General features: G+C 47.5%; 11 protein-coding genes. 8 read left to right on the forward strand and 3 right to left on the reverse strand.

The annotated features are described in order from the left end of the window. Window positions 1–14: 14 nt before the first annotated feature. The 4 genes from AB8881_05680 to AB8881_05695 all read left to right on the forward strand — a co-directional run bounded on the left by AB8881_05680 (window position 15) and on the right by AB8881_05695 (window position 4,950). Window positions 15–1,001 (forward strand): ABC transporter permease, encoded by a 987-nt coding sequence (locus AB8881_05680; GenBank protein ID XDZ64371.1) that lies wholly within the window; start codon window positions 15–17, stop codon window positions 999–1,001. A gap of 1 nt (window position 1,002) precedes the next feature. Then, entirely contained in the window at window positions 1,003–1,836 is an 834-nt protein-coding gene (locus tag AB8881_05685; GenBank protein ID XDZ64372.1) for an ABC transporter permease, read from the forward strand. After that, window positions 1,833–3,449 carry an ABC transporter ATP-binding protein gene (locus tag AB8881_05690; protein XDZ64373.1) on the forward strand — a complete coding sequence of 539 codons (1,617 nt, stop codon included), beginning with the start codon at window positions 1,833–1,835 and terminating at the stop codon, window positions 3,447–3,449. The genes AB8881_05685 and AB8881_05690 overlap by 4 nt, the downstream gene beginning before the upstream one ends. 100 nt (window positions 3,450–3,549) lie before the next feature. Continuing rightward, window positions 3,550–4,950: an amidase gene (locus AB8881_05695; protein ID XDZ64374.1), complete on the forward strand. Its 1,401-nt coding sequence runs from the start codon at window positions 3,550–3,552 to the stop codon at window positions 4,948–4,950. On the opposite strand, the gene AB8881_05700 is transcribed toward AB8881_05695, so the two are convergent. Then, window positions 4,947–7,070: a N,N-dimethylformamidase beta subunit family domain-containing protein gene (locus AB8881_05700; protein ID XDZ64375.1), complete on the reverse strand. Its 2,124-nt coding sequence runs from the start codon at window positions 7,068–7,070 to the stop codon at window positions 4,947–4,949. The two genes, AB8881_05695 and AB8881_05700, sit on opposite strands and share 4 nt — an antisense overlap. Before the next feature lie 409 nt (window positions 7,071–7,479). Continuing rightward, window positions 7,480–8,193: a nitroreductase gene (locus AB8881_05705; protein ID XDZ64376.1), complete on the reverse strand. Its 714-nt coding sequence runs from the start codon at window positions 8,191–8,193 to the stop codon at window positions 7,480–7,482. Between the two features lie 446 nt (window positions 8,194–8,639). On the opposite strand from AB8881_05705, the gene AB8881_05710 reads away from it, so the two are divergent. Together AB8881_05710 and AB8881_05715 are read left to right on the forward strand one after the other, a co-directional pair. After that, window positions 8,640–8,819, forward strand: coding sequence for a hypothetical protein (locus AB8881_05710; protein ID XDZ64377.1), 180 nt, complete (start codon window positions 8,640–8,642; stop codon window positions 8,817–8,819). A 138-nt stretch (window positions 8,820–8,957) separates the two neighbouring features. After that, window positions 8,958–9,143 carry a hypothetical protein gene (locus AB8881_05715; protein ID XDZ64378.1) on the forward strand — a complete coding sequence of 62 codons (186 nt, stop codon included), beginning with the start codon at window positions 8,958–8,960 and terminating at the stop codon, window positions 9,141–9,143. A 526-nt stretch (window positions 9,144–9,669) separates the two neighbouring features. Here AB8881_05715 and phaZ read toward each other — a convergent pair. Then, window positions 9,670–10,893 (reverse strand): polyhydroxyalkanoate depolymerase, encoded by a 1,224-nt coding sequence (gene phaZ / locus AB8881_05720; protein ID XDZ64379.1) that lies wholly within the window; start codon window positions 10,891–10,893, stop codon window positions 9,670–9,672. 63 nt (window positions 10,894–10,956) lie between these two features. Here phaZ and AB8881_05725 point away from each other — a divergent pair, with 63 nt between their 5' ends. Both AB8881_05725 and AB8881_05730 read left to right on the forward strand, forming a co-directional pair. Continuing rightward, complete coding sequence (locus tag AB8881_05725) at window positions 10,957–12,732, forward strand: PHA/PHB synthase family protein (GenBank protein ID XDZ64380.1); 1,776 nt, start codon at window positions 10,957–10,959, stop codon at window positions 12,730–12,732. 88 nt (window positions 12,733–12,820) lie between these two features. Continuing rightward, window positions 12,821–13,201: a phasin family protein gene (locus AB8881_05730; protein ID XDZ64381.1), complete on the forward strand. Its 381-nt coding sequence runs from the start codon at window positions 12,821–12,823 to the stop codon at window positions 13,199–13,201. Window positions 13,202–13,210 lie beyond the last annotated feature (9 nt).

The raw sequence follows: 13,210 nt of genomic DNA on the forward strand, positions 1-13,210 counted from the left end.
GATAGGTATGCCAAATGACAAAATCGACCAAAATTTTTAAATATGTTGGCAAACGATTATTGCAAGGAATACCAATCATCCTTGCCATCGTTGTCATCAACTTCTTTCTTCTGAATTTGGCTGAAGGCGATGCGGTTGACGTATTGGCTGGCGAGGCTGGCTCGGCAACCCCCGAATATATGGCGCAGTTGCGTAAGAAATTTGGTTTGGATCAGCCGTTACCTGTGCAGCTGATGGTATATCTGAAAAATGTTCTAAGCCTTGATCTTGGGTATTCTTTTAGACATGACATGCCCGTCAATGAATTGATCTTTGACCGCTTTGCTGCCACCGGTTTACTTATGACCAGCACGATTATTCTGGCCGTAGGCTTTGGCATTCTGCTGGGTCTTCTGGCTGCAATGCGCCTGAACACATGGAAAGATGCCGTTATTACCGTGTTTGCTCTGATCACCTACGCGACGCCACTATTCTGGGTGGGGTTAATGATGATCGTTGTCTTTTCGCTAAATCTTGGATGGTTCCCCACAAGTGGTATGACCAATATTGCAGCCTTCTATGAGGGCTGGGACTATGTTGTGGATGTGGCTCGCCATCTTGTTCTACCGACGATTACTTTGTCACTTTTCTATCTGGCGTTATACACGCGAATGATGCGGGCCTCGATGCTAGAGCAATATGGACAAGATTACGTCGTGACTGCGCGGGCAAAGGGCCTGACCGAACGACGCATCACCTATGTCCATGTTTTGCGTAATGCGCTTTTACCTGTTGTGACCATGGCTGGCGTTCAGGTTGGTGCATTAATTGGCGGTTCAGTCATTGTTGAGTCTGTGTTTGCCTGGCCCGGATTAGGAATGCTCGCGTTTGAGTCGCTATTTGCGCGAGATCTAAACCTGCTGCTTGGCATCTTCCTGCTATCCTCAATGCTTGTCGTGGTGGTGAATCTAATTGTCGACATCATTTACTGCTTCCTCGATCCCAGAATTGAGGTGAATTAAGATGGGAAATTTCTGGACGCGATATAAGCGAAACCATGCTGCTGTTTTTGGGTTATTTGTTATCGTTCTGATTATCGTGATGGCAATAACAGCAAGCTTTCTGTACCCAGAAGACCCGTTCCGTTTGGTTGGCAAGCCACTGTCCGAACCACTAACCAACGGTTTTCTTCTTGGCAGTGATTCGCTTGGACGTGACGTCGCATCAGGTATTGTCCATGGTGCCAAGACATCATTGCTGATCGGATTTGTTGCCACGCTTGTCTCGGTGTTTATTGGAATTTTCTTTGGTGCCTTTGCCGGTTATTTCGGCGGCCTTATTGACGATATTCTGATGCGTGTAACCGAAATTTTTCAGACAATCCCATCCTTTATTTTTGCCATTTTGCTGGTGGCGATTCTGAAACCGTCAATGAGCAGTATTGTTATTGCGATTGCAGTTGTTTCATGGCCGGGGGTTGCAAGGCTCGTTCGAGGCGAATTCTTGGCCGTCAAGAATCGTGAATTTGTACAAGCATGCCACACGTTGGGAATGAGTGACCTTCGTATTATGCTATGGGAAATCCTGCCAAATTGCCTTAGCCCAATTATTGTTGTTGGGTCTTTGATGGTGGCAACCGCCATTCTGATCGAGAGCGGGCTGGCCTTTCTTGGCCTTGGTGATCCAAATGTCATGAGCTGGGGCTTTCTGATTGGTGCAGGTCGTACCATGTTGCGGTCTGCCTGGTGGGTTTGCACCTTTCCTGGTGTTGCTATTTTGATAACAGTGCTGGCGATTAACCTGATTGGTGAGGGGTTGAATGACGCACTCAACCCCCGTCTGAAAGAACGGCAATGACAAAAAGACTTCTCTCGATAAATGATCTTTCAATTCTGCTGCCAACTGGTGCTGACCGGGAGTATGCGGTTCAGGATATTAACCTTGAACTGAACGCGGGTGAGACCGTTTGTGTTGTTGGTGAAAGTGGGTCGGGAAAATCACTAACAGCGCGTGCCGTTATGGGTCTGCTGCCGGCACCGCATGTGCGTGTTGGCAAGGGTGAGATTATCTTTGGTGACGAAGATTTAACCAAAGTCACTTATGAGCGCCTTCGTGAATTGCGTGGCAGTGAAATCTCAATGATTTTCCAAGAACCCATGACAGCGTTGAATCCAGTTATGACGATTGGCGCTCAAATTGATGAAGTTTTTCGGTATCATGTATCAATGTCGGCCAAGGACCGCGTCGAAAAGGCTTTAAGCCTACTGGTTGATGTTAATTTGCCCGACCCTGCGAAGATCATTGACGCCTACCCGCACGAGCTTTCGGGCGGTCAAAGGCAGCGCTCAATGATCGCTATGGCACTGGCACTTGGCCCCAAAATTTTGATTGCTGATGAGCCAACAACGGCCCTTGATGTTACAACACAAGCGCAGATACTCGAGTTGATTAGCGATATGCAGAAACGGCTTGATACCGGCGTTTTATTCATTACTCATGATTTCGGTGTTGTTGCTGATATAGCTGATCGGGTTATTGTCATGCAACATGGCAAGATTGTTGAAACCGGAACCACCAAGCAAGTTCTGCAAAAACCAAAACACCCCTATACCAAATCGTTAATTGCTGCCATCCCACGGTTAAAGCCACGCAAAGCAAGATCAAGAGCAGCCGAAGTCGTCCTGAAAACCGAAGACATTTGCAAATCATTCGGTGGTGGTAGAAGTTTTTTTGGCTTTGGCAAACCGAGCCGCGATGTTAAGGCCGTTCAAAATGTGCAAATCGAATTGCGCCGCGGCGAAACCCTTGGCGTGGTCGGCGAGAGTGGCTCAGGGAAATCCACTCTGGCACGTTGTGTAATCCGGCTCATTGATAGCGATGCAGGCCAGATCAAACTTGGCGATGTTGACATCACCAAATTAAGTCGCAACGAACTACGCCCATTCAGAAAGCGCATACAGATGGTGTTTCAGGACCCGTTTGCGTCATTGAACCCACGTATCAGGGTTGGTGATATCATTTCCCAAGGCCCTATTCTGCAGGGCGAAGATAAGGATGAAGCTTCCAAACGCGCCTATGAACTTCTGGACATTGTTGGCCTTGATCGCAGATCATTTGATCGCTTTCCACATGAGTTTTCTGGTGGACAGCGCCAGCGTATCGGTATTGCAAGAGCATTATCCCTAAGGCCAGATATTCTGGTTGCCGATGAGCCAGTTTCAGCGTTGGATGTTTCAATTCAGGCGCAAATTCTTGAACTTCTGGATGAGATTCGGGAACAGATGGATTTATCCATGCTGTTCATCACGCATGATTTGCGTGTCGCGGCACAGGTTTGTGATTACGTTGCCGTCATGCAATATGGCAAGATTGTTGAGACAGGGCCAACGGCTGAATTATTCGAAAATCCAAAAGACGCTTATACAAAATCATTGCTTGCTGCGGTTCCGGGAAAAGACTGGCATTTTTGAATATTGAAACTACGGAAACTGCGAAAGCTACGAAAACAATGCGCCAATAACCTATTTCCCGTGGTCTGATCCTTATTATTGTGAATATGAGATATTTGTGATGTCGAACCCCAAAACCCTTAATCCGGTGAACACGATTCACGGGCTTTATCGAAGCTATCAGAACAAAAGCACCAAGCCCAGCATAGTAGTCCAGGCCTATCTGGCTGAAATAGAACGACTAAATCCCCGTCTTGGGGCTTATCAAAACATATGGGCTGATACGGCACTAGAAATGGCGGCGGCGGCGGACAAATCATTGGCTGCGGGCTTTACTGCAGGACCATTCTACGGGGTGCCTTATGCCTTGAAAGACATTTTTAATGTAAAAGACAGGGTGACAACCTGCGGGTCGGCGGCGATGCTTGGTAATATCGCCGTCACTACCGCAACAATGGTTCAACGGCTGGCAGCCGCTGGCGGGATTATTCTTGGCAAAACCAAAACGGTTGAATGTGCCTTTGGCGGCTGGGGGACCAATCAGAAAATGGGAACCCCGATGAACCCATGGGATAGGGAAACACACCGTATTCCGGGAGGGTCATCATCGGGAACGGCGGTAGCGGTTGCCTCGGGTATGGCGCCTTGCGGCATGGGCAGTGACACAGGCGGATCAATTCGTTTGCCGGCTGCCTATTGTGGGCTTGTTGGCCTGAAGGTAACGGCGGGGCGTTTGCCGTTGGATGGTATCATGCCGCTATCGCAAACGCTTGACACGCCCGGGCCAATCGCCCAGACGGTGCTTGACTGCCTAATCATGTTTGATGTGTTAGACGGCCGCGAAGGTTGGAAAATCATCCAAGACATGGACAATAATGATGGCTTATATGCAGTTATGAATAGGGGCGTCGCTGGATTGCGCCTTGGCAGCCTTATCGATAGCGAGCGTCAGCAATGTTCGGACGAGATGCTTGCATCCTATGATATGGCTTTGGATCGTTTACGCGCAATGGGGGCTGAAATTATACCGTTTCAAAACCCGGTATCCTACGGCGACCTGGCCGATGATAACGGGATGATTACAGCGGTTGAGGCCTTTTATAATCATGGCCATTTCTACAAAAACCCGGATTTGCCAATGGATGAAGATGTGCGCACACGAATGCTATCAGGAGAGCAATATCACGCCCATGACTATTTCCGTGTTTTACAACGACGCAAAGAAACCATGGCCGCCTTTAATGGTGCAATGCGCGGTTTTGATGCGCTGGTGATGCCAAGCAGTACAAGCACTGCCCCAGCGTTGGCCGATGTCGATCAGGCGGTATCACCGGGCTATTTCACTCGGCCTTTTAATTTTCTGGAAATGTGCGGCCTATCGCTGCCAATTAACCTCTCGAGTGACGGCATGCCAACCAGCATACAAATTGTCGGTAAAGCGCATGATGAAGCGATGTGCCTTCGTGTTGGCGCCGCCCTTGAGCAGGATTTACCACCAATTGGCCGGCCTGATTTATCCTAGGGCTCAACAAATTTACGCACAACATTTCCAAGCAATGTTGAAATATTGTTATCGTAATTGTTCCACGGCAATGACCCGCAAAAGGTGATTGAACCAACTGCGAACACTTGTCCGCCTTTCGATGTTTTAAAATAGACCATATCAGCCCGTTTTGCATCAGCTTCGGGGCCACCTGATAGATTTGTTAGATGCGTTAACATTTCTTCTGGAACAAGAATAAACCGGTTATGCTCGTCATAAGATTGCGCAAGAATGATGATATCCTCGCCCTCATCAAGCTTTTCATCGCGCCGATCAAGTTCAAACCCGGCCGCGCCATGTCCGCTAAAGCCAAAATCTCCAAGCAACTCGTCATTTATGCCGTCAAAAACCCAGTCCATATTTTTGTCGTAGTTAACACGCTTATAAGGCATGCCAACAAAATTTCCCTGCGCGGTAAAGCCGATGCCAACTAGCTTTTGCGGCGGGCGGCCATTGCGCCGCCAAAGGCCACCGTAACTGCCGTCAAAGGCATTATAATATTCCCCTGGTTCAGACGCCCATGCGCGCAACCCGTCTTCAGACCGCCTGATTTCAAGCAAGGCCGGATCTTCAGAATGGCGCACAATCCGCCAGTAAAATCCATTGCCGCCAAGATAAATAAGCCCCCCACCGTCATCCCGGTAATCTTTCAACGCATCAAGTGTTGCGCTGGTGTGATATTCAGGATGGCTTCCGGTTAAGACCGCTTTATAGCCTGAGATGGCGGCCACACCGTCACGATCAAGCTCATCATCGGTAATAATGTCATATGCAATGTCCTGATTATGCAACCATGCGATCAAATGGCTATCTGCCTGAAAATGGCGAAGGCCAGAACAGGTTGCTTCGCCAAAGGTTAGATAGCCGGGCCTAAGATTGAAAAGAACACGTTTATGTGAGGCATGGCAAATGCCCGAGCCGTCGGTATGGTTATTGTAGGTCGACAGCCCATAATGCCGGTATTCGGAGGGGTTATTCGGGTAGGCATTCCATGCGCTGATCTTTTCAAGCCATGATGGCGCAAAGTCAGGGCGGGCATGATTGCCATAGATCGTGTAGGTAAACGTCGAGACCAGAACACATAAATCTGCACGGCGCTCGCCAATTGGTGGACACACAAAAAACGGCATAGCATCATAATGCCCTTCGGCCTCGATGCGCATAATATATATGCCGGAGGGCATATCATCGGGAACCACAAAGTCAAAATCTCTGTCCCATCCAAAATCATAAATATCGTCATCGTGGAACAAGATTGCAGCATAATGGTCTGGATTGTGTCGCCAGCAAAATTCAGTTGCGTCCCACTTATGACCCGTGACCCCCCTCGTAGGGGCGTTCTTCAATAAAAGATCAGGCCCGGTATGGGCCTTAACCGACATCGATGATATGGATTGGGCAAAATCCCATTTCGCAATTAACGTGCCGTCAACCAGAATTTCTGGCGCCTCAATTTTCCCATTAAAGCAACAAGGGGCGTCACCAAATCCTGCCGCGATGCGAACCGATGCCGTCACTGAAAGTGGCAGCATCTGGGCACTGCCCAATTCTGTGTGGGCACTTTTTGCACCATCAATATTTGCGTTTGCAGTCATCATAGATTTTACATCAAGCGCCATCATACCCGATGCTAAAACCTTGAGCTCCAGGCTGTGCCATTGGTTGCACTTTACCAAGACGGATGAAGAAACCGACATGCCACCTGGTAATTTGGCAGTGATCATACCCTTTGAATCAAGGATAATCGAAACATGACCCCAAGCGAATAACGTTTGGTCTGCAGCCACGAGAATTGTCGGCATAAACCATAATTTTATCGAAAGTTCAGTGTTGATTTGCGCCCCTAGATCGGTCGCACTTTGGGCAAATGAGCCTGGGGTAAACCCCTGATAGCGCGATGTGAAAGACGATGATTTGAAATGAATGCTGGCATCTTCTTCGACAATGCCGGGCCCATCCGGGTTCGGATCTGCCGAAATCGAGCGATGCAATGTTGCCTTAAAATCTGAAACCGCACGGCTGGAAACAAAAAATGTGATAGTCTCGCCAGGCCTTGCCGACAATTTATCTGAATATCCGGCAATAAATACATCTTGCATGATTGCTCAATCCTGTTCGATGGAAAAGAGGTTATTAAGGCTTCATGGCGATAGCCCTCGCTCATACTGAAACACGCGCTGTTAAAATGATCAAGGCCGACTGATATAAGATCACTGCGCTAGAAGCCCACTGCTGGGCAGGGTTAGTTGAAACTGTGATACCGGATTATTTCGCTAGCATTTACCCTGCAACAAAAGCAGCGACAAACACAAAAAAAACCGCCTCAAATGCGAGACGGCTAGGTATCTAATATTAAATAAAATTATTTGGTTGCGGGGGCAGGATTTGTTCAAGACCCTACCATTAAAAAATGGGTTTGAGGTAATAAATGGGCGTGAAACCGCCGTTACTTGCACCTTAATTATGCAGTGATTTAATTAGCTATTTAACAGCCACCCAACCAATCATTTAGTCAATGAAGGTAGCAAATTCATCAATCGACACCCGCGCCGAATGCACTCGATTGATTGGAGCCTCAGTATCTTCAAAGCCGATAGCAACGCCACATGCAAGCATCAAGTCGTCTGGCGCGCCGGTTGCTGCGCGTACATTTTTATGAAAAAACGTCCAGTAGCCCTGGGCACAGCTGGCAAGACCATGGTCTTCACATAACAGCATCAGGCTTTGTAAAAACATGCCCAGATCCATCCACTGGCCATAGCTTAGGGAGCGGTCAATATATGCAAACACGCCAACCGGCGCATTAAACATCAGCGCATTTTTGGCAAATTGCGCTCGCCGGCCGGCCTTGTCTTCCCGTTCGATCCCAAGAACGCGGTAAATATCCTCGCCAATTGCAAAGCGCCGCGCATCAAATTCGGTTTTAAGTGGTTTTGGATAGACCGCATATTCAGGCGTCGACAGTGGCTTATTTTGAGCAATAGCCTCACGGGTATTGGCCTTCAGGCTAGCCAGCGCGTCCCCCGTCAATACAAATAGCTGCCAAGGCTGCAAATTGCCATTCGACGGAGCGCGAGACGCCTGTTGAATAATTCTCCGCAACAATTGACTATCAACTGGTCGGTCCAGGAAAGAGCGGCAGGATTTGCGGTGCTGTAAGGCGTGTTCGACCGTCATTGTTAACCCCACTCTTCCTTTCTGTTTAGCCTTGTCATCAAACAACCGTGCTGCTTGTCAACATGCGATACCCTCTATCCAAACTGCTTCAATGCGGTTCCTGGTTTGGCGGCTTTTCCAAAATCAGGAAGCATCATCACGGATGCTCAATTGCTTGCAACAAGGCTGCAATTTCAAAGGAGTGAACCCGTGTCAGTAGCGCCTGTGCAAACAATGACCGAAAAACAGATAGCCGGCTAGAGGATAGAATTGAGATTTGAGCAGATGGTAAAGTTTTATGCTTGCCTTGTTTGATAGCTGACCCACCAAGAGCATCCTGACATTCTTAAAACCTATGAAAAATCAATGAAATACGCCTGAATTCACAAATAGTGCAATTTTTGCATCACATAAGAAATAATTTAGCTCTATATTGCACCAACTTTTTTAGATACCACTCTAGCGTATCCGATTTAACCCGCAAAACTCTTGTCTTATGGAAAGGTGAGGCCATGTTGGAAACAAGCCAAGGAATTATCGCTGAGCTCGACAAGCATATGTTTCGCAAAAACCCGTCCGACTTCCTGCGAGCGAAAGATGAAAAAGGTGAAATTGTCATGCGTAAACCTCAACCAGACTGCGGTTCCTTGAGACCGGGACTAATTGCAGTAAGAAAATATATTTCACACTGACTCACTGGAATTCCTGCTTTTAGCAGACAGTGCGGTTTAGTTGGTTTACGCATTAACCTAAATCAACCCGAACTCATACTAAAGGCTGGCCCAGGTTGGTAAAAACCAGTCCTAAACTTTTCGAAATAGGAGAAAACAATGAGCGTTGCTTCATTTTATAGAGAGACTTGCGTCCTTTGCGAGCAGGTTTCTATTGGATTGGGAAAATTCACTTGTAGAGCCGGAACATTCTTGGAAATCGTCAACACTTCCATCGAAGCCGCTCAACTAGCACGTGCGGAAAAACACATCGAAGCTTTTGAATTGATGAAACGCGTCAATTAGACGGTTTGAGACACCAGCTTATAAAAAATGCCGAGTGTCTTTTTTGAACCAGAGCAAAGACTAAAAACAATCAGATTTGAAAGGCTCAACAGTCGCTATTCTGGGGTATTTAGGTGATCTCTCTAAGGCTTCTCTGGCCAACCAGTGAAGCCTTACCTTTTTGTTCCACCTTAACTGCGATCATACGGAATGCCAGTTTTTCAAATCAGATTAATCGACGCATCGAGAAGCAACTAAATTAACCACAGTTAGAGATTTGCAAGCGTATCAGGTATTATTGGCGTAGGTGACACGATCAAGCTGTTTACGGTGAATACATTAGTAGTTACCAAATAACCAAATAAAGACAAATCTCAAATATTTAGAGGCCCTCGCCTCAAAGACTCCGATAATGATCGCGGCTTTAACTGTAAAACGAAATTCAAGCTCTAAAGATTAGTATTTAAGGACAGCACAAAGGACCCAGCACTATTGGAGAGTGAGCGTGGCACCCAAACTGTAACGCCATCACTGGAAAAGTGTGCAGTCAGCCTTGCCTAATAAAATCAAGGAATTTTGGCCGGATATTGTTGCGCCACGCTTTACCACTAAAGATACCATAATGGCCGGCTCCTTCCTCGAGGATGTGGTGTTTTTGTGTATCAGGCAAACCGGTGAATAGCCCCAAAGCAGCTTTGCATTGACCAGGCGCTGAGATATCGTCACGTCCCCCCTCGATCACCAAAAGGCGAGTGGTGCGCACTGCCCCGATATCAAGTTTTTGCCCATGATGCACAAAATTATTGGTTGCAATGTCACGGTCCTTGAAAATGCGTTGGACTGTATCAAGGAAAAATTCGGCAGGCATATCCATTACCGCCAAATATTCATTGTAAAAACTGTTATGCCGGTCGCCATCATGCGCAGTGCCATCTGATTCAGCACAAACCTGCCTCACAAAAGATTCGATATGCGTGGCGGCGTTCATGCTCATAAAAGCAGTTAACTGTAAAATGCCTGGGTAAACCAGGCGGCCGGCGCCAGCATACTGGCTGTCAATCGGCATGATTACCGTTGACTGTAATTGCGGAATGTCAGTCTTGCCTGCATAATTAGACACCGCCGATGGGTTGGCGGCAGGGTCTACCGGCCCCCCCATCAAAGTCACTGATTTGGGCATCGCAGCCGGGTTGTCAAGTGCCAGACGTGCAGTAGCCGCGACGGTAAGTGGCGCTGGCTGGCAAATGGCGAGCACATTTGTTATTGGCCCCAGGTAAGTGATGAAGTCGACAATGTAATCCACGAAATCATCGAGGTTAAATGAACCAGCATTATTTGGCACATCGCGTGCATTTTTCCAGTCAGTAACATATACGTCGCAGTCAGGAACAAGGCTGGCCACCGTATTACGTGTCAGCGTGGCATAATGGCCTGACATAGGCGCTATGATCATAACAGTTTCAGCTGATTGTTTTTGCGAAGTAGTGGCAAATTTCGTCAGGGCGCAAAAAGCTCTATCGAGAATGATTTCTGGTTTGATGGGCCGGGATTCGCCTGATGTGGTCAATGCCTCGACCGACCATTCTGGTTTTGCATCCATTCGCTCCAGAGATTTTTCGGCGACTTTGGACCAGCCATTCATCAATGATCCAAATGGATGTAGGCGCGTGAGCCCAGGAGCTTGGTCAAACAAATGACTGAACTGGCTCGCAAACGCCTTCTGCAATTTGATAGAACTGTCCAAAAGCTGGTAGGATGGTATAGTATACATAAATAATAGGTTCCAAAATTACATTAGGGACAGGCTCCCACATATTTGACCGAAAGAAAAGCGATGTCTGATTACGATATGGCCGAATCGTCCCAGCTTGACGAGCTCAAAGACAATTTTGAGAAAATTGATGCATTAACAAAGCGGCTGATTGTGATCATGGCGCGGCAAAAAGCCGAACAGCCAGAACAGTCAAATGCAAGCACCGAACTGTTTTTCAAGGCAGCATCAAGCTATTTTGCGCAGATGATGAACAACCCTGCCAAATTGATCGAAAGTCAGGTCCGATATTATAAAGCCTCAATTGAGGCCTGGTCTGATTTTCAAGCCTCGATGATGGGGGCCTCACAGGACGCAAAACCCAAGGACCGGCGTTTCCGCGACGGAGCGTGGCAAACCAACCCCTATTTTAGCATGATCAAACAGCAATATCTGCTGTCCAGCGAAGTGATTAAGGACTCGGTCGCTGAGATCGAGGGGTTGTCAGAGGGTGAAGCCCGACAAATTCAGTTTTTCTCACAACAACTGATCAATTTTCTGTCACCACAAAATTTCTTGGGAACAAATCCCGAAGCATTGAAACACGCGATTGAAACCCAGGGCAAATCGCTGGTTGAAGGGCTAGAAAATCTGGTGAGTGATCTGGAAAAAGGTGACGGTCAGCTGTCTGTATCATTGACCGATACCAATGCTTTCAAGGTTGGAGAAAATCTGGCTACATCTTCTGGTAGGGTGGTATTCCGCAATCGGCTGTTTGAGTTGATCCACTATCAGCCTAAAACCGAAACCGTGTTTGAACGGCCGTTGTTGATTGTGCCGCCATGTATCAACAAATTCTACATTCTAGATCTGACACCACAAAACAGCTTCATACAGTTTGCGCTGGCTGCTGGCCAAACGGTGTTTTTGATGTCATGGGTCAACCCGGATGGGACAATGGCCGATGTTGGTTTTGACGACTACATAACCGAAGGTGTGCAAACCGCACTGGAACAGGTGACCAGCATGACCGGTCAACCGCAGGCGAATGTGATTGGCTATTGTATCGGTGGGACATTGGTAGCGGTGGCGGCAGATTATTTGCAAAAAACCGGTCATTATCTTATCAATTCTGCAACCTTTTTTACCACTTTGACCGATTTTCATGATCCTGGCGAATTGGCAGTTTATACCGGTCCCGACTATTCCAAGAAAATTCATGATCGCATTGCCGAAAGTGGCGTTTTGGATGGCGCATTTTTGGCTCAGACTTTCAGTTTTTTGCGCTCAGGAGATTTGGTGTACGGCCCGGCGGTTCGGTCCTATCTGATGGGACAAAAACCGCCGGTTATGGACTTGCTATATTGGAACAGCGACTCAACCAACTTGCCAGGGCGCATGGCGCGCGAATATCTTGACAATTTCTATCAGAACAACCGTTTCGCGAGTGGAGCGCTGCGGCTCCTTGATACCGATCTGGCACTGGCAGATGTTGATATACCAATCTGTGCGGTCGCCACTGAAACGGATCATATTGCACCCTGGCGTTCGTCTTTTGCCGGGATCAGCCAGACCAAGGGGTCAAAAACCTATATTTTGGGCGGAAGCGGGCATGTGGCCGGGATTATAAATCCACCCAAATCTGGGAAATATTATTTCCGCATAGCAGATAATTTAACCAAATATGCAGCTGACACTTTCCTTGACCTACCAGTTACAGCCGGATCTTGGTGGCCAGCATGGGAGGCATGGGCGGCTGGCATGTCAGGAAATAAAATTATTTCAAACAATGTTTTAAACAATTTTGAATGGCCAGACTTAGGTCCTGCGCCAGGAGAATATGTGCAGCGCCACAGTTAAATTTCCGCATTGCGTAATTTTCTCTTGATTTTCTGCATTGCGGTAACTATATTCCGCTTAGCAGAAAATTTTATCAGGAGACGAACACATGTTTACTTTTACTGACTATACCAAAGCGATGGAAAAATTCGTATCAGCCTCACCATTCGAGATGGCTGATAATCTAAAGCCATTCATTGATTATCAGACCAAGCTGTCACATGTTGCCTTTGACGCGGCTAAAAAGAATATCGAGATTGGTCAGACCTGGATGAACGAAACCATCGTAGCCCTTGAAGCTTTTGCCAAGCCTGTCGAAAAACCTGCAGATTTAGCAGCTGCCTCGACCGAATTTGCCAAAGCACAGGTTGAAGCGGCACCAAAGCATCTTGCGAGCATCGCTGAAGTTGCCAAAAAGGCGCAGGTTGATACAGCAGAGATCATGCTGAAAGCCGGCAAGGATGTCCAAAACAAGATCGTCAACGCTTAACAGCACGCG

Source organism: Alphaproteobacteria bacterium LSUCC0396 (genome assembly GCA_041228345.1).
Lineage (GTDB): Bacteria > Pseudomonadota > Alphaproteobacteria > Puniceispirillales > Puniceispirillaceae > UBA3439.

Bases quoted from the DNA above. Each gene is read 5' to 3' on its own strand.
- AB8881_05685 (XDZ64372.1), top strand. From the start codon at position 1,003: ATGGGAAATTTCTGGACGCGATATAAGCGAAACCATGCTGCTGTTTTT.
- AB8881_05690 (XDZ64373.1), top strand. From the start codon at position 1,833: ATGACAAAAAGACTTCTCTCGATAAATGATCTTTCAATTCTGCTGCCA.
- AB8881_05680 (XDZ64371.1), top strand. From the start codon at position 15: ATGACAAAATCGACCAAAATTTTTAAATATGTTGGCAAACGATTATTG.
- AB8881_05700 (XDZ64375.1), bottom strand. From the start codon at position 7,070: ATGCAAGATGTATTTATTGCCGGATATTCAGATAAATTGTCGGCAAGG.
- AB8881_05710 (XDZ64377.1), top strand. From the start codon at position 8,640: ATGTTGGAAACAAGCCAAGGAATTATCGCTGAGCTCGACAAGCATATG.
- AB8881_05730 (XDZ64381.1), top strand. From the start codon at position 12,821: ATGTTTACTTTTACTGACTATACCAAAGCGATGGAAAAATTCGTATCA.
- AB8881_05725 (XDZ64380.1), top strand. From the start codon at position 10,957: ATGTCTGATTACGATATGGCCGAATCGTCCCAGCTTGACGAGCTCAAA.
- AB8881_05715 (XDZ64378.1), top strand. From the start codon at position 8,958: ATGAGCGTTGCTTCATTTTATAGAGAGACTTGCGTCCTTTGCGAGCAG.
- phaZ (XDZ64379.1), bottom strand. From the start codon at position 10,893: ATGTATACTATACCATCCTACCAGCTTTTGGACAGTTCTATCAAATTG.
- AB8881_05695 (XDZ64374.1), top strand. From the start codon at position 3,550: ATGTCGAACCCCAAAACCCTTAATCCGGTGAACACGATTCACGGGCTT.